The organism is Psychrobacillus sp. NPDC093180 (assembly GCF_044754065.1).
Taxonomy (GTDB): Bacteria; Bacillota; Bacilli; order Bacillales_A; family Planococcaceae; genus Psychrobacillus.
Genome location: NZ_JBIVOJ010000003.1, coordinates 314,031 through 336,060, shown reverse-complemented (window position 1 = coordinate 336,060; position 22,030 = coordinate 314,031). Strand labels below are relative to the sequence as shown.

21 protein-coding genes are annotated in these 22,030 nt (G+C 40.1%); 1 reads left to right on the top strand and 20 read right to left on the bottom strand.

Annotation, left to right across the window (positions count from 1 at the left end; genetic code table 11):
* Positions 1-29 precede the first annotated feature (29 nt).
* From ACIP9W_RS07100 to ACIP9W_RS07080, 5 genes are all read right to left on the bottom strand, one after another.
* Positions 30-320 carry an immunoglobulin-like domain-containing protein gene (locus ACIP9W_RS07100; RefSeq protein WP_400787647.1) on the bottom strand — a complete coding sequence of 97 codons (291 nt, stop codon included), beginning with the start codon at positions 318-320 and terminating at the stop codon, positions 30-32.
* 957 nt (positions 321-1,277) lie between these two features.
* The gene (locus ACIP9W_RS07095; protein WP_400787613.1) at positions 1,278-3,533 is read right to left on the bottom strand and encodes a hypothetical protein; all 2,256 of its coding nucleotides are present in this window, start codon (positions 3,531-3,533) and stop codon (positions 1,278-1,280) included.
* A 1,085-nt stretch (positions 3,534-4,618) separates the two neighbouring features.
* Positions 4,619-5,347, bottom strand: a complete 729-nt coding sequence (locus ACIP9W_RS07090) for an amino acid ABC transporter ATP-binding protein (protein WP_400787611.1) — start codon at positions 5,345-5,347, stop codon at positions 4,619-4,621.
* Between the two features lie 21 nt (positions 5,348-5,368).
* A complete protein-coding gene (locus ACIP9W_RS07085) occupies positions 5,369-6,028 on the bottom strand; it encodes an amino acid ABC transporter permease (protein ID WP_400787609.1) in 660 nt (219 codons plus the stop codon).
* 31 nt (positions 6,029-6,059) lie between these two features.
* Positions 6,060-6,887, bottom strand: coding sequence for a transporter substrate-binding domain-containing protein (locus tag ACIP9W_RS07080; RefSeq protein ID WP_400787607.1), 828 nt, complete (start codon positions 6,885-6,887; stop codon positions 6,060-6,062).
* Positions 6,888-7,136: 249 nt separating this feature from the next.
* Here ACIP9W_RS07080 and ACIP9W_RS07075 point away from each other — a divergent pair, with 249 nt between their 5' ends.
* Positions 7,137-7,691 carry a helix-turn-helix domain-containing protein gene (locus ACIP9W_RS07075; RefSeq protein ID WP_400787605.1) on the top strand — a complete coding sequence of 185 codons (555 nt, stop codon included), beginning with the start codon at positions 7,137-7,139 and terminating at the stop codon, positions 7,689-7,691.
* A gap of 181 nt (positions 7,692-7,872) precedes the next feature.
* On the opposite strand, the gene ACIP9W_RS07070 is transcribed toward ACIP9W_RS07075, so the two are convergent.
* From ACIP9W_RS07070 to ACIP9W_RS07000, 15 genes are all read right to left on the bottom strand, one after another.
* Entirely contained in the window at positions 7,873-8,817 is a 945-nt protein-coding gene (locus ACIP9W_RS07070; RefSeq protein WP_400787602.1) for an NERD domain-containing protein, read from the bottom strand.
* A gap of 114 nt (positions 8,818-8,931) precedes the next feature.
* The gene (locus ACIP9W_RS07065) at positions 8,932-9,399 is read right to left on the bottom strand and encodes an SRPBCC family protein (RefSeq protein WP_400787600.1); all 468 of its coding nucleotides are present in this window, start codon (positions 9,397-9,399) and stop codon (positions 8,932-8,934) included.
* 352 nt (positions 9,400-9,751) lie between these two features.
* The gene (locus ACIP9W_RS07060) at positions 9,752-10,876 is read right to left on the bottom strand and encodes an acetylornithine transaminase (protein WP_400787597.1); all 1,125 of its coding nucleotides are present in this window, start codon (positions 10,874-10,876) and stop codon (positions 9,752-9,754) included.
* Positions 10,873-11,649 carry an acetylglutamate kinase gene (argB, locus tag ACIP9W_RS07055; RefSeq protein WP_400787594.1) on the bottom strand — a complete coding sequence of 259 codons (777 nt, stop codon included), beginning with the start codon at positions 11,647-11,649 and terminating at the stop codon, positions 10,873-10,875. The genes ACIP9W_RS07060 and argB overlap by 4 nt, the downstream gene beginning before the upstream one ends.
* The gene (gene argJ / locus ACIP9W_RS07050) at positions 11,612-12,817 is read right to left on the bottom strand and encodes a bifunctional glutamate N-acetyltransferase/amino-acid acetyltransferase ArgJ (protein WP_400787644.1); all 1,206 of its coding nucleotides are present in this window, start codon (positions 12,815-12,817) and stop codon (positions 11,612-11,614) included. Before argJ ends, argB begins: the two co-directional genes overlap by 38 nt.
* 36 nt (positions 12,818-12,853) lie before the next feature.
* A complete protein-coding gene (argC, locus tag ACIP9W_RS07045; protein ID WP_400787591.1) occupies positions 12,854-13,888 on the bottom strand; it encodes an N-acetyl-gamma-glutamyl-phosphate reductase in 1,035 nt (344 codons plus the stop codon).
* 208 nt (positions 13,889-14,096) lie between these two features.
* On the bottom strand, positions 14,097-15,095 hold the full coding sequence (locus ACIP9W_RS07040; RefSeq protein ID WP_400787588.1) for an anti-sigma factor domain-containing protein: 999 nt from the start codon (positions 15,093-15,095) through the stop codon (positions 14,097-14,099).
* Positions 15,092-15,844, bottom strand: coding sequence for an RNA polymerase sigma-I factor (gene sigI, locus ACIP9W_RS07035; RefSeq protein WP_400787586.1), 753 nt, complete (start codon positions 15,842-15,844; stop codon positions 15,092-15,094). Before sigI ends, ACIP9W_RS07040 begins: the two co-directional genes overlap by 4 nt.
* Before the next feature lie 86 nt (positions 15,845-15,930).
* Complete coding sequence (locus tag ACIP9W_RS07030; protein ID WP_400787583.1) at positions 15,931-16,620, bottom strand: hypothetical protein; 690 nt, start codon at positions 16,618-16,620, stop codon at positions 15,931-15,933.
* A gap of 149 nt (positions 16,621-16,769) precedes the next feature.
* Positions 16,770-17,687 carry a DMT family transporter gene (locus ACIP9W_RS07025; protein ID WP_400787581.1) on the bottom strand — a complete coding sequence of 306 codons (918 nt, stop codon included), beginning with the start codon at positions 17,685-17,687 and terminating at the stop codon, positions 16,770-16,772.
* A 15-nt stretch (positions 17,688-17,702) separates the two neighbouring features.
* Positions 17,703-19,148 (bottom strand): sodium/pantothenate symporter, encoded by a 1,446-nt coding sequence (gene panF, locus ACIP9W_RS07020; protein WP_400787578.1) that lies wholly within the window; start codon positions 19,146-19,148, stop codon positions 17,703-17,705.
* A complete protein-coding gene (locus ACIP9W_RS07015; RefSeq protein ID WP_400787576.1) occupies positions 19,145-19,405 on the bottom strand; it encodes a YhdT family protein in 261 nt (86 codons plus the stop codon). The genes panF and ACIP9W_RS07015 overlap by 4 nt, the downstream gene beginning before the upstream one ends.
* A gap of 275 nt (positions 19,406-19,680) precedes the next feature.
* Entirely contained in the window at positions 19,681-19,959 is a 279-nt protein-coding gene (locus tag ACIP9W_RS07010; RefSeq protein WP_400787573.1) for a hypothetical protein, read from the bottom strand.
* A 147-nt stretch (positions 19,960-20,106) separates the two neighbouring features.
* Positions 20,107-21,354 carry an efflux RND transporter periplasmic adaptor subunit gene (locus ACIP9W_RS07005; protein WP_400787571.1) on the bottom strand — a complete coding sequence of 416 codons (1,248 nt, stop codon included), beginning with the start codon at positions 21,352-21,354 and terminating at the stop codon, positions 20,107-20,109.
* Positions 21,351-22,028 (bottom strand): hypothetical protein, encoded by a 678-nt coding sequence (locus tag ACIP9W_RS07000; RefSeq protein ID WP_400787569.1) that lies wholly within the window; start codon positions 22,026-22,028, stop codon positions 21,351-21,353. Before ACIP9W_RS07000 ends, ACIP9W_RS07005 begins: the two co-directional genes overlap by 4 nt.
* Between the last annotated feature and the right edge of the window lie 2 nt (positions 22,029-22,030).

Below are 22,030 nucleotides of genomic sequence, written 5' to 3'. Positions count from 1 at the left end.
TCTGGCGCTGGAACACTAATGAATTTATATTAGTTCTTTACTACAGTTACAGGCGCATACTGTTTGCCAGCTTTGCTTGAATCAGCGTCATCATTATTTGGAACAGTTACCTTAAATGTTTGTGTAGCCTCAGCAGTTCCTTTTTTAATCGTTGCCGTTAAAGTAACTTCTTTTGGAGCTCCGCTTCCTGGACGATTTATTGCTCCACTATTAGCAACCCAAGTAGTTGTATCTGAAGTCCAAGTGATTGTTGTTCCATTAATTCCGTTTTTAGGAAGGTTTAATTTTGGTGTACTTGTAGTAGCACTTTCTCCACCGATAAAACTAGGAGCTACAAGCGCTTCTTTAGCACCATTTACCGCAATAAGATTAATTTCCTGCTCGCTATTCCCCTCTTATACCACACCTCCGTGTGGCTTTCGATTAGGGCCTACACCGTACAAGCGCCTTTTAGCGCATACGGCGTGCCATCAGTCTTATGTTATTCTAGAAAACACCTAATTATGTATGTAATATAATGCATGTTAAAATGCCTATAAAATAACCAAAAAGATGGGACCAATCAATATTACTTGATTGGTCCTATTAACTTTAAAAAGCATATTTTGGGGAAATAAGCTTTTTTAGAATAATTACCACTGACTAGGTTCCTTCGCTCCCACTAGTTTTACCCTTCTCGTATGTTACCATACAAGTCCAAACGGCTAGTAATCTACACTACTATGAACCTGCTGCCATTCTCTTAGCTTCCATGGTGCTGATACACCTCTTCCAAGAGAACTTCAAACGTTCCGTTACGTCCATCCCTTATTTTGACAACCGTAGGTCTCCACTATACAGGAGTGAGAACGCTTAGTTTAACAGTCAATTATCCTAAGCGCCATTACATTATTTCATCTGTAAGGATGAATACCGAGCTCCTAGCATTCTTCACGATACTCACTACCTCACCCTGCCTACATGGATTCGTCTACCTGACCATAGTTGTCTTTTAAAGAGCCCCGCCTCATTCTATGAGTACGACTTCACCTGACTTAATCCCTTCTGCTTATCAGAGCATCACTGGATCCAGGAGGATTAGGCACTTGCTTAAAGACTGTTTAACAAGGATAGGAATTTCGCCCATCAATTGGAAGATAACAGTTAGAGAAAAAACTCATGTCTACTTACTAAAATCATAGAAGATAAACAACCAGAATTATAGGGTAAACATGAGTTTCTTTTCCGCTTATTTCATCGAATTAACGATTTATTAAGCAACGTTTCGTTTAGTTTTATTAAGGAGCAACTACGCCTGCATCTAATTTAACATCAGCAGATTTAGTAACGTTAAATGTTAAGTTATCTTGGTTAGTAATACCAGTAACAGAAACTAAAGTATTACCAAATCCAGTATTGTAGCTATCTTGAGTTGCTTTAGTTTCAACGTCAACAATCTTAACTTGTTTTGGTTGATTTGCTACAGGTGTTACTTTATAGAAACGAGTATATCCTTGATCGTCTTTTAAAGTGATTGTAGCATTAGAAGCAACTTTCAAGTTGTTATTTACTACTGTATCATTTTGAACAGTAAAGTTAATTACATCACCAATACCAAGTTTTTTATTGCCGTCAGTATCAGTAACAGTTAATCCGTTTGCAACTGTAGCAAAGTCTTGTTGGTAAATAGTCACTGCAGGAGAAGTGAACGCAGCAGCAGTAGAACCAACTGGACGAGAAGTTACAACAAATTCATTTTTAGAACCTTCTGTAAGGTTTAGAGAGTTAACAACCCAAGCACCATTAGATCCTACAGTAGTAGTTGCAACTGCATTACCTGTAGCAACTGTTCCTTTGTAAACTTCAATAATGTGTCCAGCTTGTCCTGTACCTTCTAAACGAGTTGCATTTGTATCTGCCGTAATTACGTCAGCAGGGTTAGTTACTTTCAATGCTGCATCAGCAGTGATGTCTGTATCAATTGTAAATGTAGAGATATTAGCTTTGTTATCATTGTAGTTAAAAGTAACTACATCACCTAAAGAAAGTGCTTTAACAAAATCAGCTGAATTAACTTCTACATTTTTGAAGAAGAATTTATCATTTGCATCATAAAGATATTTTTTACCATTGAAGTAGATAACACCATTTGTAGCGTCAACAGTTACACCAGTAACTGCAGCACTTACATTACCAGTTCCTGCAACTTCCCAGAAAGTAGTTTTTGGAGCTAATTTATAAGAACCATCTTCTACTCTAGTAATTTTAGGTTGTACTGTTAAAGTTGGAACAGCTGAACCATCTGCTACGATAAATGTAACTTTTCCATTGATTGCATCAACAGTATGAGTTATAGCAGCTGAAATTGCAGAACCATTTACTGATTTAATGTTAGCTTGAGTAGCTGCATCTGTAAGAACAGTTCCAGTTGAATCTAATAATTCAATTTTTACTTTTCCAGTATAAGCAGTACCGTCTGCTTTAGTTACATTAACAGTGTATGAACGTTCTCCACCGTTTTCTAAGTTTACTGCATCAGTTTCTACAACACCGATTGTATTGTCAGTTGCTTTTGCAGGAGTTTTAAATGATTTACCAGTAGCTTTACCTTGGTAAGACAATGCATACTCAGTATCAGCAGATTGGTCAATTGTTGTTAAAGTAACTGTTTTACCGTCAGCAGCTACAGAAGCTGATTGAACGACTAAACCGTTAGTGAAAGTAAATTGTCCAGCTGGAAGTACCGCTGCACCTGGTTGGATTTTAGTTGAGAATTTTACAGTTACAGTATTTTTGTTATCGCTAACAAGTGAAAGTACTTGTAGTGGAATTGAAGCTTCTACATCATTTACTGATTTTTGAAGTGCTTCTTCCCATACTAATGCTTCAGCATCAAGTAATGCTTGTGCTTCAGTTAATTTTTTAGCAGCATCTTCAAATTTAGAAGCTTTAACATCAGCTGCTGCTGATTTAGTTAGCATATGAACTGTTACTTCAGAAGCATATTCTCTAACTGTTTTTTCAATTGGTAATTTATATTCTTTAAGGATTTCATCACGAGTTGATTGACCATAAACACGGTAGTTAAGAACTGTTTGTTTACGGAATTCTTCAGTTACTACGTGGTAAGCTTTTTCAACTTTTTCTAAATCGCCTGTTTTAACTGCTGCTTCGAAATCAGCATTTTTAGCAAGGATTTTTTTACCAGAAGTGATAGCATCGATGTATGCTTGTGCACGAGAGATGCTTACTTTTGGATCTACTAATTTAGCTTGAGCGCTAAGTTTTTCAGAAGCTGGTAATTTTGCAATTGCATCTTCTGCTTTTTTCAATGCATTTTTAGCATTGTTATATTCAGTCCATGGTTCATTTTTGTAGTCAGCAGTACCTTCTACTGAAATAGCCCATTTAAGAACTGTACCTGCATTTTGTGCGTCTGTTACTAATTGATTTACATTTGTTGCTGCATCAGCTTGATTTACTGGTGCTACTGCAACGAATGCTGAAGCTGCTACTGCAGTTGAAGCTGCAATTTTGATAGCTTTTTTCTTCATAAACTTGTGATCTCCCTTCGCTTGTGTGTTGCAATTTTGTAGTGTGTAACGCCGGTCGCTTGATAGCGTCCAATATCATCACCCTAACTAATATATGAGTATACAAAACTCTTATGCTAAAATCAACTAGAAACCTCAAAGATTACCAGTTTATTTTTGAGGATGATGTTTTGAAAGCACCAAGGACTCTATTACATGTTCCATATTACAGGAATATTTCTTTTTATGCTACCTTTTTTTCTGATTAATTATTACCATTTTTAGAATGCTAGATTACCTACCCTTATTTTTTCAGTTAAATAGAATTTTCTTGCTATTTTTTTATTTATAATATAGTAGATTTCTCTTACTGAATTATTTTATTTTAATTTTCTTTGTATAAATGCGTGCATTTTTAAAAATTTGTGTTATGATGTACAGTATAGAAGGTTACTTATAGATGTGTAACGCCGTAAACTTGTTTGTACATTCATTAGTGTGCAGCCTTCTACTTCCTTCGTTTTATCGCTCAAGAAAAGAAGCATCTGAACTTCGGATGCTTCTTTTCTTATTTTTACGCCTTTTTGCTAATGCAAAGGGCGTTTTTTTTATATTCGTACCGCAAATACAAACCCTCTGAACAGATCTACAATAACTTTTACTGGTGGTAGGACAGGTGTTTTTGGGTGGATTGATGTAGGTCGGGAAACACGCTTAGCCTTCTTTTGTTTGAATTTCGATAATAATTAAGAGCATATTATGGTGCAACTCGTATCCAAGAGTGCAGATTATTTGGTGTTATTTAGCAAAAATTCTAGAGTAGAAAAGTTGTATATAATAGTTAAATCGACTTACTGTTTACCTATTCGAACTTTTCAGTAGTATTAAGCTTTTATTACTATCGTAAAAGAATAGTAATGTCTATGGCTCTAAAAATCCTTGTGAATTGCCTGTTAGGTGGCTATTCATATCTATAAAGTTTCCTAGAGGCATTGATTACTTTTTATATTTAGGGGAGTTTCTTCTATATAAATGTGTTCGTTTAGGATAAAAGATAAAAAAGTTATTGTTATTTATCTATTACAGAAGAAAACCACTAGATCGCTCTAGTGGTTTAATACTTTCGATAAGAAGTCTTGCGCACGTTGTGTGTCTGGGTTGGTGAAGAACTTGTCTGGTGCTGCGCGTTCGACGATTTTGCCGTCTGCCATGAAGACGATTTCATCGCATATTTCTTTAGCGAAGCCCATTTCGTGTGTTACGACGACCATGGTCATGCCGTCTTTTGCTAGTTTACGGATGGCATCGAGCACTTCGGTTACCATTTCTGGGTCGAGTGCGGATGTTGGTTCATCAAATAGCATGACGTGTGGATCCATTGCGAGTGCTCGTGCGATGGCTACACGCTGTTGTTGCCCACCGGAAAGTCTGTTTGGGTAAGAGGCGAATTTGTCCCCCAGTCCAAGTGAGGTTAGTAGTTCTTTTCCTCTTTTTTCAGCTGCTTCCTTTGAGAGTCCTTTTACTTTCATCGGTGAAATCGTTACATTTTCTAATGCTGTTAAAAACGGAAATAGGTTGAAGCTTTGGAATACGAATCCGATATTTAGTCGGGCTTTGTTTATGTCCGTCTTTTGGGCGTGAATGGATATCCCGTCGACCACGATTTCTCCATTATTGATTGGCTCTAGTGCATTGATCGTTCTGATGAGAGTAGATTTCCCTGCTCCACTCGGTCCGATTAGTGCGACTACATTCGATTTTGGTACTTCGAGCGAAACGTCGGTTAGGACGTGGTGGGCACCGAAGCTTTTATTGACATTTTTGATAGAAATCATTTGGTTACACCCTCCTTACCTTTATGCTTCGCTTTTCAGTAATCGTTTTTCGAAGAATCGAATGATCAATGATAGGCTGAATGTCATGATGAAATAGATTAGCGCAACGAATGTCCATACTTCGATGGAGGCGAATGATGTTGCTACTAAGTTTTTTGCGTTTAGCGTTAAATCGGTCGCCGCTATGATGGATACTAGGGATGAATCTTTAATGAGCATAATAAATTGCGATGCAAGCGGCGGTAATACGCGTCTAAATGCTTGTGGCAAAATAATATGTCTCATCGCCTTTCCATGTGACATCCCAAGAGAACGCGCTGCTTCCATCTGTCCTTTTGGTACAGCTTGAATACCCGAACGCACGATTTCTCCGATAAAGGCGCCAGCAAATATTGCGAGCCCCACAATGGAGCCCCAATACGATCCTAATCTAAACACCTGCCCTAGCACATAAAATATCCACATTAATAATACAAGTAGTGGTACTCCACGAATTATCTCGACATACGTAGATGATATAATTTGAATCACTTTGTTTTTTGAAATACGTCCTAGTCCGAAGATGATACCTATTGGAATCGCTAAAAGGATGGAAATCACTGAAATTTCTAGTGTTTTTAATGCCCCATCGATGAAGACGTCCATATTTTGCGGTATAACACTCCAGTTATAGTTATACATAGTTGGTCCCCCTCTAAGTTGCCAGAGTGTTTTATTCTTCTACTACTTCACTTAACCAATCTGAAGTTTCAAACCATTTTTCACGAGAAGTAAGTTCAGCAGGGCTTCCTAAGTAACTATCAAGGAATGAATTCACCCATTGAATCGTATCGATATCATTTTTCTGAAGTGCAATCCCTAAGTTTTCTGTAGAAATTAGATCTTCAATCGCTCTCACTGAATCACCATTTTTCAATTTCCAAACAGCGATTGCCGGTTCATCGTATACTACTCCGTCTGCTTCCCCTTGTGCCATCGCTGCTGCTGCAGATGGGAATTCTTCAAAGTCTAAGATTTGGGCATTTTTGAATACGTCTTTCGCAAGTAACGCACCAGTTGTTCCGATACCTACAGCGATTTTGTTGCCCGCTACATCAAGATCTTGCCATGTTTTCGTTGTTGTATCTGTTCCTGGAACCATTACAGCTTGACCTGTTTGGAAGTATGGATCTGAGAAGCTTACTGCTAAAGCGCGGTCCCCACGAATCGTCATACCTGCGAAAACCATGTCTACTTCACCTGTACGTAATGCAGGAACTAAACCGTCAAATGTGAATTGTTTAAATTCTACTTTAATATCTTTTCCTAATGCTGCTGCTAACGCATTCGCTGTGTCTACATCGTAACCAACGAAGTCGCCATTCGGGTCTTTCATATCAAATGGGAAATATCCTGGTGACATCCCGATAACTAGTTTTTTCTCTTTTAATACTTTTTGAATGGTTGAGTTTTCTGTTGATACTCCCCCACCTGAATCATTGCTACACCCTGCAATGATTAACATGGTAATCATTAATACTGCTGCTAACCATTTTTTCATGTTTGTGTCCCCCATTTTTCTCTAATTAATTCAGTTCCCCTTTTGAAACTAGTGAATTATTAGTAGTATAGATTATTATTATTCAACTGTCTACATAAAAAATAAATAGTTATAATATTATTATTATTGATTCTATTTGCAAAAAGGTGCAAAATAGAATTACTAATAGATTATATGTGAGGTAACTTTAACATATTATATGTTTTATTATTCTGGTAATTGTATATTTATTCGAAAAGGGGTTTTGTTATGGAGTTTCCAAAAGGAGAGATTGGTAAGCGAATACGCTATTTGCGTAGATTTCAAGGATTAACATCAGAAGAGCTTGCTAGACTAGCAGGAGTGAGTCAAAGTATGATTTCCCAAATAGAGAGAGGACTTGTATCTCCTTCGTTGGAGACACTATGGAAGTTGAGTCATAGTTTGAAGGTGCCAATCTTTTCGTTTTTCGAAACGGAGGAGTCTACTGCTGTTTCCATTACACGAGCTGGTGAGGCTAAAGTGGTGAAGCGAGTGCGTCCGACTGTGAGTTATGAGTTGTTGTCTCCAAGTACTGGCAAGCAGATGAGTTTTTTTAGGATGACTGTGGAACCTGGGCAGGATTTGGATACTCCTTTTGTGTTTCATGGCGGCGAGGAATGTGGGATGATTCTTTCTGGTTGCTTGCGTGTAGAACTAGAGGGTGAGTGCCATACACTTTGTCAGGGGGATAGTATTTACTTTGATAGTTCGCAGCCACATCGTTTTTTTAATGAAGGGGACGAGGATGCGGTGGCGATTTGGACGATGACTTCTAGTTTTTAGATGGCGGCAGCGTGCGGTTTGTCTCGTTCGTGAGGGAGTTTGTCGTGTTTGCAGGCGGGTTTGTCGCGTTCAGAGGGGGTTTTGTCGTGTTCGCGGTGGAGTTTGTCTCGTAAAGGATTATTTTGGATGTTAATATGTATGAAAATAGCTCTTTGGCTGGGCAAAGAGCTATTTTTTGTATTTAATAGGTCATGGTGTATTTTGTGCTTCTTGATTTTCCTGATTTTATTAACTTAGGATTCATGAGTATTCTTGTGGCATCGTGTTTGTCTTGTAGGTGGAAGAAGCGACGGCATTCTTGATTGTTGATCGTTTCTTTATAAATTAGAAAGAAGTCTTTTAGTGTTTTTTCATGTGCATGCTTGCTGAACTCCCTGCAATTCGGACAAGCCCAGTTTCTTCTGATTTTTTTCATTCCTATATAACCGCAGCTTGGACACTCGACTCCTGTTACTATGTCATGTGGATCTATTGCGTAATGTTTGCTTAATGGGAGTGAATTGTATTCGTTATTTTTGCGAAGTAGCCAGCTTTTGAGTTTGTCCAGTTCTTCTTCGGAAAGGAATTGTTTTTCTGTGTTTATGGATCGGATAAATTTCCGCAGTTCATTGGTAAGTAGAAATACACTATTTGTAGGGACTTTTTTTACATATGATTTTGCGAATGCGAATGTGATGACACCATAAATTGGGATATTTATTTTGTATCTTTGAAAGAGTTGGGATAGTTGATAGATATAATCTTCCAGTTGAGGGACTGGGCTGTTGATTGATTTCTTTTCTCCGGTTGGTTTGGTGTAGACGAGCATTGAGGGGTTGGTTTCAATTTCAATTTCTCCTGAAATATTCTTCACTTCTAGTATGAGTGCGTAATAAGGAGAAATTAATAGAATGTCCATTTGAAAACTGGTGTCAGAGTATAAGCTGAGGTTGTGAAAGATATAAAATTTGTGGGGTAATTTTAATTTTTCTAGTTCGCGCATTACTGTTTCTTCACCAATTTCACCTGCATTTTTTTGTAACATGTCCTCACGGATTTTGGGGTATTTCGGATTTGTTTTGCGGAGTCTCCTAGTGAGCGCTACAAGTGCTTCTGCATGTTTGGTTTTTGCATAGGGTTTTGCCATCAATGATAATCACCTCATTTCTATATTAACATATTAAGTATGTGGTATATACTAGGAGACTGAATTTTCAGTATTTGTCACAAGCTTTCCCAGATAGCAGAATCAATGGATTTTTTATACCACCATACTTGCATCTTTTAATGCTTCGGTACGAACTAGCTCTACAAAATCGTTTACTACTTTTTCGTTTTGTTTTTGGCTGCCCATCTTCGATAAAATGCGTCCAATGAAATTAATACCTTCATTTTGACCCGTGTAAATAAATCTAGTTGTTTGTTCGTCGATTTGTATTAAGGTAAAGCCTGCTTGGATTTTAAAGAGTTTTGCTAATGTGAACTCGATTTTATTGTGTTTTTTATGTGTGGTGTTTTCATATTCGATGTCTGTTACGATGTACGTTTCCGTTCTTTTTCCTTCTCTGTAGGTTTGCTGATAAGTGGAGCCAACTACACCTTCTTTTATTTCTAGCGGTTTGTGTTCTACTATGTTTGGCATGATTCTTTGGATGTTGTCGAGGTCAAATAGGTTCCATATTGTTTCGATTGGTGCTTGAATCGTGGTTTCTTTGTGCCAAGTTAGCATGTGTGCGCTCCTTTTCATATTCGGAATAGTTGGTGAATTCATCTAAAGTGTACCATATAGTTGGGTGATTGCAATGGTTGTTTTTTGGCCTTTGTTTTGGTTTTTGGGTTTGTCGTGTTGGACTGAGAGTTTGTCGGGTTCGGAGGGGGTTTTGTCGCGTTCGATGGTTGGTTTGTCGTGTTCACGGTGTGATTTGTCTCGTTAAGGTTTATTATGGAATTTTACATGGATTTAATTTTGCTTTTCGGTTTGTCGCTCGTTTGTGAAAATTGAAAAAGGACCGGCCTATGGAATAGGACGGTCCGGTTGTGAATAGCGGTTCTCTGAGCGCTTTAATTCAAGTATTTTTGTTCTACATTAATATAGAAGAAAGTATGTTTACGGCTTGGTCGATTTCTTCGTTTTTAACAGTTAGCGGTGGCAGGAGTCGAATGACGTTTGGACCCGCTGATACTAGTAAGAGGCCTTCCTGTTCAGCTTTTTCAATGATTGGTGCTACATCTTCTTCGCATTTGATTCCTAGCAGTAAGCCGGAGCCGACGATTTGATGATTTGGTAGTGCTGTTTTTAGTTTATCCAAAAAGTACGCAGATTTTTCATTGACTGCATTTAAAAATTCAGTCGTGAACACATTGTCGAGAACGGTTTGCGCGACAGCTACTGCTAGTGGGTTTCCACCGAATGTGGTGCCGTGTGTTCCGGGACTGAATGTGTCGTAGAGTGCACTTGTGCCTAGCATAGCTCCGATTGGAAAGCCGCCGCCGAGACCTTTTGCAAGTGTCATGATGTCCGGTTTTAGGACGGTTTGCTCGTACGCGTAGCGAGTTCCGGTGCGTGCGATACCTGTTTGAACTTCGTCGATGATTAATAGAATGCCTTTTGATTCGCAGATATCCGCAATTGCTTGTGCGAATTCAGGCGATATTTTGTTTATACCGCCTTCCCCTTGGATGACTTCGAGCATGATTGCTGCTACATCATTGTCGATGGCAGCTTCTAGGGCCTGGATGTCATTGAAAGGGATCGTGCGAAACGTTTCTAGTAATGGACCGAAGCCTTGGCGTATTTTGTCTTGGCCGGTTGCTGACATGGCGCCAAATGTTCGACCATGGAATGATTTTTCAAATGTGATGATAATGTTTTTGCCTGTGTGTTTACGCGCCATTTTGATCGCAGCTTCGTTTGCTTCTGCTCCACTGTTGCAGAAAAATGCATGCGAAAGATGCGTGTCTTTTACAAGAGTTGCGGCTAGTTTTTCTTGTTCAGGGCTTTCGAATAGATTCGAAGTATGCCATAGTTTTTCACTTTGTTGTTGAATGGCTTGCACGATTGCAGGGTTCGCATGGCCTAGACTTAGTACTGCGATGCCGCTTGTGAAATCGAGATATTCTTTTCCTTTGTCATCTGTCACAATGGTGCCTTTGCCTTGCACGAGATGAACGGGTCGGCGTGCGTAGTTTTGAAATAATGCACTCATGCGTAAACCTCCTGCTGTAAAATGGTTGTTCCTTTTAATGTTTCGCCGACGATTTGGACGGATGGGATACCTTCTGCAAGACAATCTAGTGCTGCAGTTACTTTTGGAATCATTCCACCGTATATGTCCTCGGATGTGATCCAGTTGTTTATTGCTTTTACGGTGACGACTTGCTGCACTTCGCCGGCAATTTTGATGCCTGGTGTGTCAGTTACTAGTAGTAGACTCTCTGCTTTAATTGCCAATGCGATTTTGTTCGCTACGATGTCTCCGTTTATGTTGAGTGGTATGCCGTCATTTGCGCAGCCGAAACAGGAAATGACCGGCATGATGCCATTTGCGAGCAGGGTATCGAGTAATTGGCTGTTTACTTCTTTTATTTCCCCGACGAAGCCATATATTTCTTTGTCTAGAAAAGTGCAGGTTAGCAAGTTGTCGTAGCCGCTTAATCCGATCGCGGTTATCCCGCCTTTATTAAGCTGGTGAACTAGTGTTGGGTTCACTTGACCGATCAAGGTCGACTGTACGATGCTTACTGCTTCTTCTGACGTTACTCGGATTCCACCTACTGTAGTAGAAGTGACGTTGTTTTTTTCTAGCTGTTTGTTGATAGCAGGGCCTCCGCCGTGAACGATAATGACATCGAGCCCTTGTTCTTGCAGGCTTTTGAAGTTTGCAATATGGGTTTCATTTAACCGTTCGAGCATACTTCCGCCGAGCTTGATAACGATGCGTTTAGGAGCGATAGGTTGCGTTGATTTGGACATAGTCATATGTTAAATCGCACCCCCATGCTATCCCCTGGCCGTCACCAGTGTTTAGTTCGACGGTAATTTTTACTTCATGCTGCTTTAAATAATTAAATAAATCTTCCTCAGAAAATGGTACTGGTTCGCCTTTTTCAACTACGTCAGCATCACCGATTTTGATTTTGATCGCAGTTGGATCGATTTGTGCACCACTACGCCCTACTGCGGCGATAATTCTTCCCCAGTTTGCATCACTTCCGAAAATAGCTGTTTTAACAAGTGGTGAGCCTACTACTGTTTTGGCAATTTTTCGCGCTTCCTCATCGGACGCTGCTCCATTCACTTCTACTTCAATCAGTTTTGTAGCACCTTCTCCGTCTTTTGCGATCATTTTTGCTAAATCTTGAGAGACTGCATGGAGCGCCTGGATAAAGTTTTCCCAGTCTGGATGTTCAGGTGTAAGCGTGTTATTTTCCGCTAGACCGTTTGCCATAACGAGAACCATGTCATTTGTCGATGTGTCTCCGTCCACTGTGATGGAGTTGAACGTTACGTCGGTAATCGATTTAAGTGCAGCTTGCAGATGATTCGATTCAATGTTTGCATCGGTTGTAATAAATCCAAGCATCGTCGCCATGTTCGGCTCGATCATTCCAGAGCCTTTTGCCGTTCCAGCAAAGATGACTTCTTTTCCATCGATCGTTGTTTTGTACGATGTATTTTTAGTAACTGTGTCTGTTGTCATGATTGCTTGTGCGAACCCCATGGCTCCTTCGAGTTCGTCGATCGGATGAAGTTTTTGAATGCCTTCAAGTAAAGGCTCCATTTTCATCATTTCACCGATTACCCCTGTGGATGCTACACCTACTAGGTTCGCTTCGATACCTAGTTTTTCAGCAGTTTTTTGTTGCATCGTGTAGGCATCAGCCATTCCTTGTTTGCCAGTACATGAATTAGCATTTCCTGAATTGACGATGATTGCTTGCATCTTGCCCGTTTTTTGCACGACTTCTTTGGAGACAAGAAGTGGTGCTGCTTGGAACACGTTCGTTGTAAAGACGCCCGCAACGCTTGCTGGAACATCGCTTACTAGTAAAGCAAGATCTTTTTTCTTGTGTTTTAGCCCGCAGTGAATACCCGTAGCCTTGAAGCCTTTTGGTGATGCAATATTTTTATATGAAATTGATTTCATCGTAGTTACTGTTGTCAAATGAAATTCCTCCTAGTTTTAAATGAAAAGTGGGACTTGCTGGAGGCCTGACGTTTGATCCAAACCGAACTGGACGTTCATGTTTTGAATCGCTTGCCCGGCTGCTCCTTTTACTAAGTTATCGATCACCGAAACGATAGTCGCTCGGTTCGTTCTGGGGTCTAGTCTCACATGTACATCACAGAAGTTGGAGCCGTACACTTGGTTTGTGCCGAATTTGTTTGACTTTTTGATGATACGGACAAACGGATGGTTGGCGTATGTTTCTTCTAATGCGTTTATGAGCTGTTCTTCTGTCACCCCGGAAGTTACTGGTGCATAACTAGTTGTAATAATCCCTCTTGTCATCGGTACTAGATGAGTTGTAAATGTTACTGGCGCTGTTTGGCCCGCAAAGTTGCTGATTGCTTGCTCGATTTCCGGTATATGCTGGTGTTCATGAATTTTGTAAATAGCTGTGTTTTCATTCGTTTCACTGAAATGCGTCATTTGGTTCGGCTTGTTTCCTGCTCCGGAAATTCCACTTTTCGCGTCGATTACGAGTCCAGATGCGTCGATTAGGTTTTCTTTAATAAGTGGTAATACAGAAAGTAGGACAGCCGTTGGATAGCAGCCTGGGTTTGCAATCAGCTGCGCTTGTTGGATTGCTTCTTCGTTCCATTCAGTTAGCCCGTATACGCTTTGTTCGACTGCTTCTGCCGGTGCTGGTGTTTTTTTATACCACTGTTCGTATTCTGCTGCATCTTTTAGACGGAAGTCCCCTGACAGATCGATGAGTTTAGGTCCCGCTCCAATTAATGGAGGCAAAAGTTCCGTGGAAACTCCTGATGGCGTGCTTGTGAAAATGACATCGTAGTTTGCTAGTTTATCATTTTCAATTTTTTGTAAGGGCTGATCGTGAATATTCAATAAATGTGTATATTTATTCGAAAACTGTATTCCCTCTTCCGAAGAAGTGAACAAATCAATGCGTTCAACTTCTTGGTGGTTATGAAGAAGCCGGATCAGCTCTAGCCCCCCGTACCCTGTTGCACCAATAATACCTACCTTCATTTTCGTTCACCTCTTCGTTCATGTTAGAAATAAGTATAATACTGCATATTTATAAAGTCAATTGTATTTTTATATATTTCGAAATTCGTAGTTTTTAGGGATTTATCGTATTGGAGGGGGGGCGTGTACGCGCTTTATTTTGTCTTATTTAAAAAAATTATTCAAAAAAGAGGACGACCCGTTTGGGTGCCGCTCTCTTTTTGGTGTTCTATTGCTTGTTATTATTGTTTCCTTCTTTATTCTTGTTGCCTTGATTATTGGATTTTTTGTTTTCCTTATTGTTGGCATTATTATTTCCATGATTGGTATGAGGCTTATTTTCATTTTTACTGTTTTCATTTCCTTGATTATTATTGTTGTGCTCATTTCCCTGATTACCGCTATTTTTCTTATCTGCTTTTTGTTCTGCTTTTTCGGTTTTCTTTTGTAATTTTTCTTCTTGCTTCTCTTGTTTTATTTCTTGTTTCTCTATTTTCGGTTGTTGGCTTTCCTTAGGCGGAGCCTGCTGCTTCTCTTGCTTGGTTTCTGGAGTAGACGGTTGAACCGGTGTTGGTTTTTGCTCTTTCTTTATAGCTGGTGCTTGTTCAATTTTTCTTAGCTGTTTGATCGTTTGGTTGTTTTTGTTTGCTTTCGTCCGTTCTTCTTTTGTGCTTTCGGATACGTGCCAAGTTCGATTAGCGTGCTCGTTTTGCACGGTACGGACTGCTTCTTCGACGATTTTCTTTGTTTCCGCTGGTTCTTCGTTTTCGTATATCATGATGATTTCTACTTTTTCTACTTTCGGGTTCATCTGGCTTACAGCTTTATCGAGGACAATCGCTAAAGGAAGTTGTTCCCATTCATCGATTGATATCGGATCATTGACTAGAGATCTTAGAGAGACGACGTTACCTTCGTGATTTACACCTAGTTCAAGTGCCGTTTCTCCTTCCAGCTGCACGTAAGCTGCTAGTGCACTACTCGATTTAGGAATGAATGATGCTACCAAAAATACAAGTAGGACCGCTGCGACAAGTGCTGGTCCGATGAAAAAAGGTTTGGCACGCTTCTGTTGAAGAGCCCCTGTTACTAACTGAAATTCCACTTCTTCCCCAATTTCGGAATTTGGAATAATGGGAATACCACGTAGAAACTTACCTTCTTCCGTCAGGAAAACCGAGTATTTACTTTTCTTCTCGCAAACAATGCCCTTGTATGTGCGCATCATATGATTTCTCCTTTTACGTACTCTTTTATATAAACGAAGTCACTGTTTAACAGTAAGACAACGGCAATCATATATTTGCGATGCCGTTCCAATGTTTTTCGAGATACCTCGACAATTGCTTCGATTTCTTTCAATGGTAGTTGTTTGGTTTTCATTAAATGGTCATAGAATTCTTCGGTTTCAGCAACTATTTGCGCTATTTGAAATGCCGTTTTTCTTGCATCCGCATGCTTTGGAGCAACTTTTGTAAGCTCGTCAAATGATAAATGAAATGTCGCTAATAGTTCACGGTAACGGATCAACTCTTCCCTTCTTGTAGCGGTTCGCTGTTCTTCTATGTATGTATGGATAGATTGTTTATCTAATAGAAAATATTGTTCTGATGTAGCCGCTTCTTCGTCGGCTTGCATGAAGAGCTCTTTCTCGTTTCTTGTAGCTTCTTTTCGGATGAAATCGATCATACGTCTTTTGATGATAAGATGCGCAAATGTTTGGATGGAGGCATCTTTTGACGAATCAAAACCCATCACCGCTTCATGAAACCCATTCATCGCTACACTAAACTCCTCATCATGCTCATCAATCGGCCTTTTGCAAATAAAGGATGCCGTTTTTTTTATAAATGGGGTAAAGGCAAAAAGGAGGTCACTGAGAACCTCCTCATCGCCTGCTTTCGCCTTGTGAGCAAGCTCGTTCATTGTTTGTTTTGTTTTTGTTTTGAATAATCCTTGAATAATGGACAAAAGCATACATACCCTCCGTTCTCACCTTGACCGGTCGTCCCTTATTGTAATAGGCAGATCGGTAAATGAAAAGCGGTTATTTTGCGAAATGATTAGTCTTCGTTTTTTTTGTTCTTTTTGTTTTCTTGTTTTTCAGCTTTATGTTCTGCTTGTAATGCTTTGCGTTCTTCTTTGTGCTCTTTTTTCAAAGCTTTACGCTCTGCTTTTTGTTCTTCCTGAAGTGCTTTACGTTGTTCTTTTGTAGATGTCACTTCTTCCACAGGTTTTTTCTCAGTTGGTTCTTCTGCTTTAGGTTGCTCTACTTTTGGTTGTTCTACTTTTGGTACTTCCGTTTTTGGTGCTTCTACTACTGGTTTTTCAGTTTCTGGTTGTTCCACTTCTGGTTGTTCTGTTTTTGGCTCTTCGATTTCAGGAGTTTCTGACTCCGCTTGTTGGGCTGCTTCAAATTTTGCAATTGCACGTTCTGCATTTCGTTTGATTGCCGCTTTAGCAGTTTCATTGCCGGCATTTTCATATGCTTTTGAGAGTGCTTCTAAGTTTCCAGCTGGATAATCTTCTGGAATTTGAATATCCAATCCTACCGTATCTCCCGTTGTTACTTCACTCTTGGAATCTTCTGTGGTTTTTGTAGTAGTTTCAGTTGTCTCTTCTGTTGTTTTTGTTAATTTACTCAAATCAACCGTATCAAATAGGTTTTCATTTGCCCATGCGTATCCACTACCTGTTACCGTTAGTGTTGCAACTAATAATGCTGCGCTAGTTTTCTTCCATTTCATCTGCATATTCCAATCACCTCGAATAGAATTTTGTCCTTGTTTCTATGTTCGGACACTCTATTATTCGTAGGTACTTTTCTGTTTATGGGGGTTATGTTAGAAAAAAGAATATTACAGATATATTACAGGTGATCGGCACAAAAAAAGAACGACTTTTAGGAAGTCGCTCTTTTTTTTCTATATTTCTTCCACATATCTTCTGCCGCTCCAGATCCGAGCATTACGCCTATTATGATGAGGAACAGGCCGATGAAATGGCGTCCTGTTAATATTTCGCCTAGGAAAATGGCAGATAGAATTAGCGAGAATAATGGATTTAAGTTCATGAAGATTGCTGATTTCGTTGCGCCAGCTTTGCCTACTGCGTAGTTGTACATCATGTGGCCGATGGCAGTGCAGATAATAGCCGATGTTAAGAATAATACCCAAAACGTCGGATTTGTTTCTGCAAACACGGAGATTCCTCCAGGTTCTTGTATAAAGCTTATGATGACCAATACTACTGCACCGATCAACATCATATATGCAGTAAGCAATCGTGGGTCAAGTGTTGCTGCTGCTTTACTCACGACCATATAGCTGAGTACTTGCGCTAATATAGCGAGAAATACGTAGAAGTCTCCAATATTTGCTCCGTTCGACTCGCCTCCTCCTACTAAAATAGATACACTTACTCCAGCGAGTCCGAATACTAGACCAAGCCACTGAAATTTCGTTGGAAAGTATTTTAATATAATAGCTGCAGATATGGCTGTTAGCATTGGTCCCGTACCTAAAATGAGTCCACCGTGGGTACCACTTGTGATGGATAAACCGATATTTAGAAAATAGTGGTGCAAGACGACATTTGTTAAAGAACCTAGTAATATATACTTCCACTCTTGTTTTGTCGGTTTACGGAGGAGTTTCATTTTCCATAAGATGATAAATACTGCTAAACTAGCGCATAGTATTCGAATAGCCGTTAAAGAAACGGGTGGTACTACGGTTACTAAATATTTTAATATAGGAAGGTTGGCTCCCCAAACGAACATAACGAACACGAGCATGGCGTAAATTTTCCATTCTTTCACTTGAGGGCCTCCTTGTTAATAAATGTATTTGGTTTTCTTGATCAATAAGCTACATGCCACATAAGCAAGTAGTGATAAAATAACGGGCAGCACGACTGTGTGCACGCCGAATAGATTGCCGTACGCTTCATTATAAAAGTGTAACGCAATATAGGAAATAATTCCAGTAAGCATGGATGCGATGGCTCCGTATTTATTGCCATACGACCAGTACAGACCGAGCACGACTGGCCAGATGAATGCTGCTTCTAGTCCCCCGAATGCAAATAAGTTCAGGAAAATAAGTAAGTCAGGAGGATCCAATGCCAATAAAAAGACGATGGAACCTAATAGAGTTGTTACCCCAAAGCTCAACCGTTTAATCGATTTCTCGCTTGCATCTGGCTTTATGTAGTTAATATATACATCTTTTACAATAGAGGAACTCACTAAAATGAGTAGCGAATCGACCGTCGACATAATGGCTGCAAGTGGGGCAGCTAGTACTATTCCCGCAAGCCAAGCAGGGAGCACTTTCAGCGTCACAAGTGGTATTACTGAATCCGCAATTTCCACACCAGGTAATATTGGCCGAGCAAATATCCCGATTAAGTGCATATTCAGCATGATAAAACCAGTGACAATCGTTCCGATCACTAGTGCTCGGTGCATCGAGCGTGTGTTTTTATAGGACATTGCACGCACTGCCATTTGCGGTAGCCCGACGACACCTACACCGACAAGTATCCAAAAGGATGATACATATGCAGCGGATAAATTTCCTTCATTGCCGTATGGCGTCAAGAGTCTTGGGTTCTCTGCAAGTAGATCCTGAATAATATTCGGTATGCCGCCGCCTGCGATTATGACGGCGATCAATAAAATAAGCGTTCCGATGATCATTACGACTCCTTGCACAGCGTCCGTCACTGCAACCGCACGGAAACCTCCTATTATGACATACACAAGCACCGATATAGCAAAAATAAATAAAGCCGTCGTATATTGCACGCCAGTTAATGATTCGATCAAACGACCACCACCGACCCATTGTGCGGTCATGGATGAAAATAAAAAGATAATCATACTAATCGCCGCGAGTAACACAACCACAGAGCTATTATAGCGCACTTTTAAGAAATCAATTAATGTGATTGCATTGTACTTTCGAGCTAAAATGGCAAATTTCTTCCCTAACACAAGCAATATAAAATACCCAGTGACCACTTGTGTCATGGCAAGCAGAACCCAACCAAAACCCATTGTATAGGCGGTTCCGGGTCCACCTAGAAAACTAGATGCACTTCCATATGTCGCTACCATCGTCATCGCGAGAACAAATCCACCTAGCTCTCGTCCACCTAAAAAATAGTCTTGTAAAAATCCGCCAGTGGGCGATCCCGCTTTTTTACTGGACCATAAGCCAATGATAAAAATAACTACTAAAAAAATAATAAGCGGAATGATCACCCCAATATTCATGACTCATCCCCCTCATTCTCAAACGACACATCTTTTAAAATATACTTTGCGAGAACTATCACCGTTACCGATATGAGGATGAACCCTATGATACAGCTATAAAAAAACCAATCTGGAAAGCCGAGGATATACGTGTATTCCTCTACCGGCCGCGAGCCTAGCCCATATGCAAAACCGAACCACCATATAAAGTGAGCAACCGCCAGCCCCACTCCGATCCATGCCTCACGGTGGGCAATTTTAAATCTTGGATCCATTAATATCCACCTCTTGCGTTTATATTATTACATTAGTATAGCGAAGTTATTTTGAGTTGTTAAGGGGAGATTTTGTTAGGAGATTTGGTGGAATCGATTGAGGGAGATTGGTTGTTTGTCCAGGAAGATTGATTTATTGTCCAGAAATAGACTGCGATTGTCCAAGTTTCGCATAGGATTGTCCAAATTTGGGCAGAGATTGTCCAAGTTCTAAATGATTGTCCAGCTTTCTTGCGAGATTGTCCATCTATCGGAGGGGATTGTCCAGGTTTTGCTTAGGATTGTCCAACTTCCGGGAGTGATTGTCCAAGTTCTAATGATTGTCCAGCTTTCTTGCGAGATTGTCCAACTATTTGAGATGATTGTCCAGGTTTTGCATAGGATTGTCCAACTTTGGGGAGAGATTGTCCAAGTTCTAATGATTGTCCAACTTTCGTGCTTGATTGTCCAACTATTTGAAGGGATTGTCCAGGTTTTGCATTGGATTGTCCAACTTCAGGGAGATATTGTACAAGTTCTGAATGATTGTCCAACTTTCGTGCTTGATTGTCCATCTATTGGAGATGATTGTCCAGGTTCTACATAAGATTGTCCAACTTCGGCGAGAGATTGTCCAAATCAATGTTGCTCACACCAAGCGCAAGTAACAACCCTAAAGCAAAGAAACCAACTGTTGCGCTTAGTGCAACAGCTGGTTTCTTTTATTTGTAAGTTAAATATCTTGCGTAGTCTTTCCATCCGATTGCTTTGATGCTGTTCCAGGATGGTAGGTCACGTGGGAATGGCAGGAAAGCTGGTGCTTCTTCGGTTTTTGGATCTCCGTTAAGTACGATGCTATCGTTTTGCAAGCCTTCTGATAGAATCGCGTGTTTTTTCAAGTCAAATGGTACGGTTACTTGTGCTCGCATGATTTTTCCATCTGCTGAAAGGGTGTATACTTCGGCAGTTTCATCTGATCGGTTTAGGAGCCAGTTTGCTTTCACGTGCACAGCATTTTCGGCTTCATTTGTGATGAGGACGGAGTTGATGTTTGCTGAAAACGGTAGTGATTCTAGTTGTTCTTCTAGTTGGATTTGTACTTCGTATACAGGTTCATTTGGATTCTCACCAAATTGCTTGTATGCTTTTAGCCACTTGGATTCGTTTGCTGGTACTTGCGTTTTGGCTAAAACAGTTCCCTCTACTACTCCTTCTCGGTGGGCAGAGTAGTTGTTTACTCGTTGACCTTCGTTGATTTGGTGCCATTCATCTTCTTTTGCATACGTGATGACCGATTTTTCATTTGCATAAATAGTGATGAAATAGCTGCCATTTCGTTCTTCAATTGCAGCAATGCTCCCTTCTATTGGGCTTAATAGTGCTGTTTCACCGGAATTTTGGCTAAGTTGGGTGCTGACAATTTGTAGCTTGCGGTCTATTTCGGCAATTTTTTGTTCTGTTTCAGCAATTGCTTGGGAGAAGTTTCCTTCAGGAGAAACGTTTACGTCGACTTGCACATTGACGGTCGTTTCATCATTCCCCGCTGATTGGTTGCTAGTCGAGTTGGAGCCGGCTCCGTAGCGCTCCGATTCGAGGTTGTCCATAATTTCATGGAGTCGCGATTGTTCTTCCGTGTATGCCTGTTGCTCAGATTCCCATTGCACACGCTGTGCATCGGCTGACTGTGTATTTAAAGTAGCAAGCTCCGTTCCTTCTTGTACCATATCTCCTTCTGTCACGACGATGTCAGAAATAGCATCTACATCAACGGTGACGGTCATTTCATTGGTAGGTACGACAACGGATTCTTTTTCCAGTTCTTTCGTATATGTACTTTCGTGTACGCGGTCGTATTCATGGACGTAATACGTTCTTTTTATCTCGCTTTTCTCCGAAAGCAAAAGAATGGCATTGGAAGCAACGAATGTAGATACTACAATGGCAATACCGATTGTTATCACTTTGTTCATGCGGATTGCCCCCCTTCGAACCATGCTTCCAGTGGAAGAACTTGGATCCCTGCTACGAATAAAGCAAGAACCAGTTGGATCACTAGTAATATAATAAAGAGATTGCGAGCCGACATTTCGGTAAATGCTCGTAAAAAGTGAAACTGAATAGCAATGATTAATCCGGTAATCAACGTTAATTCATTGAAAAAGTAAGTGAAAAACTCATTGTTTAAAAATGTTGCAGCAAGCGGGCCGAATGACAAAATGGAAAAGTCCGTTGTATATCCTACGATTGCATATAAGAAAAAAGTAAATGCTTTTTCCATTAACAGTAGTGCTACGACAAATAGCTGGATGACCGCCACTTTCGACAATTCAATTTTCGTTATCTTATGTAATAGAAAGGCAATCCCAAAGAAATGGAACGCCATGTAAAGAAAGGACCAAATAATTGCTCCTATTAAAGATGTCGCTCGCGCAATGACGAATGTATCTTCAAAGCCACCCACAAATAGGGAAGTGAGTCCTTCTGTGTGCATACCCCATATATCACGAAGTGCAAAAAGGAGGACTCCAAGTATTGCGATTAGCCAAACACGCTTTTCAAAGCCGCGCATCTTTGTATCTTCTAGTGACTCTATTAACTCATTTCGGTTAAAAAGGTATTTCCAAAATCGAAATTCAAAAAACATTC

Bases quoted from the DNA above. Each gene is read 5' to 3' on its own strand.
- ACIP9W_RS07095 (WP_400787613.1), bottom strand. From the start codon at position 3,533: ATGAAGAAAAAAGCTATCAAAATTGCAGCTTCAACTGCAGTAGCAGCT.
- ACIP9W_RS07090 (WP_400787611.1), bottom strand. From the start codon at position 5,347: ATGATTTCTATCAAAAATGTCAATAAAAGCTTCGGTGCCCACCACGTC.
- ACIP9W_RS07085 (WP_400787609.1), bottom strand. From the start codon at position 6,028: ATGTATAACTATAACTGGAGTGTTATACCGCAAAATATGGACGTCTTC.
- ACIP9W_RS07080 (WP_400787607.1), bottom strand. From the start codon at position 6,887: ATGAAAAAATGGTTAGCAGCAGTATTAATGATTACCATGTTAATCATT.
- ACIP9W_RS07075 (WP_400787605.1), top strand. From the start codon at position 7,137: ATGGAGTTTCCAAAAGGAGAGATTGGTAAGCGAATACGCTATTTGCGT.
- ACIP9W_RS07070 (WP_400787602.1), bottom strand. From the start codon at position 8,817: ATGGCAAAACCCTATGCAAAAACCAAACATGCAGAAGCACTTGTAGCG.
- ACIP9W_RS07065 (WP_400787600.1), bottom strand. From the start codon at position 9,399: ATGCTAACTTGGCACAAAGAAACCACGATTCAAGCACCAATCGAAACA.
- ACIP9W_RS07060 (WP_400787597.1), bottom strand. From the start codon at position 10,876: ATGAGTGCATTATTTCAAAACTACGCACGCCGACCCGTTCATCTCGTG.
- argB (WP_400787594.1), bottom strand. From the start codon at position 11,649: ATGACTATGTCCAAATCAACGCAACCTATCGCTCCTAAACGCATCGTT.
- argJ (WP_400787644.1), bottom strand. From the start codon at position 12,817: ATGAAATCAATTTCATATAAAAATATTGCATCACCAAAAGGCTTCAAG.
- argC (WP_400787591.1), bottom strand. From the start codon at position 13,888: ATGAAGGTAGGTATTATTGGTGCAACAGGGTACGGGGGGCTAGAGCTG.
- ACIP9W_RS07040 (WP_400787588.1), bottom strand. From the start codon at position 15,095: ATGATGCGCACATACAAGGGCATTGTTTGCGAGAAGAAAAGTAAATAC.
- sigI (WP_400787586.1), bottom strand. From the start codon at position 15,844: ATGCTTTTGTCCATTATTCAAGGATTATTCAAAACAAAAACAAAACAA.
- ACIP9W_RS07030 (WP_400787583.1), bottom strand. From the start codon at position 16,620: ATGCAGATGAAATGGAAGAAAACTAGCGCAGCATTATTAGTTGCAACA.
- panF (WP_400787578.1), bottom strand. From the start codon at position 19,148: ATGAATATTGGGGTGATCATTCCGCTTATTATTTTTTTAGTAGTTATT.
- ACIP9W_RS07015 (WP_400787576.1), bottom strand. From the start codon at position 19,405: ATGGATCCAAGATTTAAAATTGCCCACCGTGAGGCATGGATCGGAGTG.
- ACIP9W_RS07010 (WP_400787573.1), bottom strand. From the start codon at position 19,959: ATGGACAATCAAGCACGAAAGTTGGACAATCATTCAGAACTTGTACAA.
- ACIP9W_RS07005 (WP_400787571.1), bottom strand. From the start codon at position 21,354: ATGAACAAAGTGATAACAATCGGTATTGCCATTGTAGTATCTACATTC.
- ACIP9W_RS07000 (WP_400787569.1), bottom strand. From the start codon at position 22,028: ATGTTTTTTGAATTTCGATTTTGGAAATACCTTTTTAACCGAAATGAG.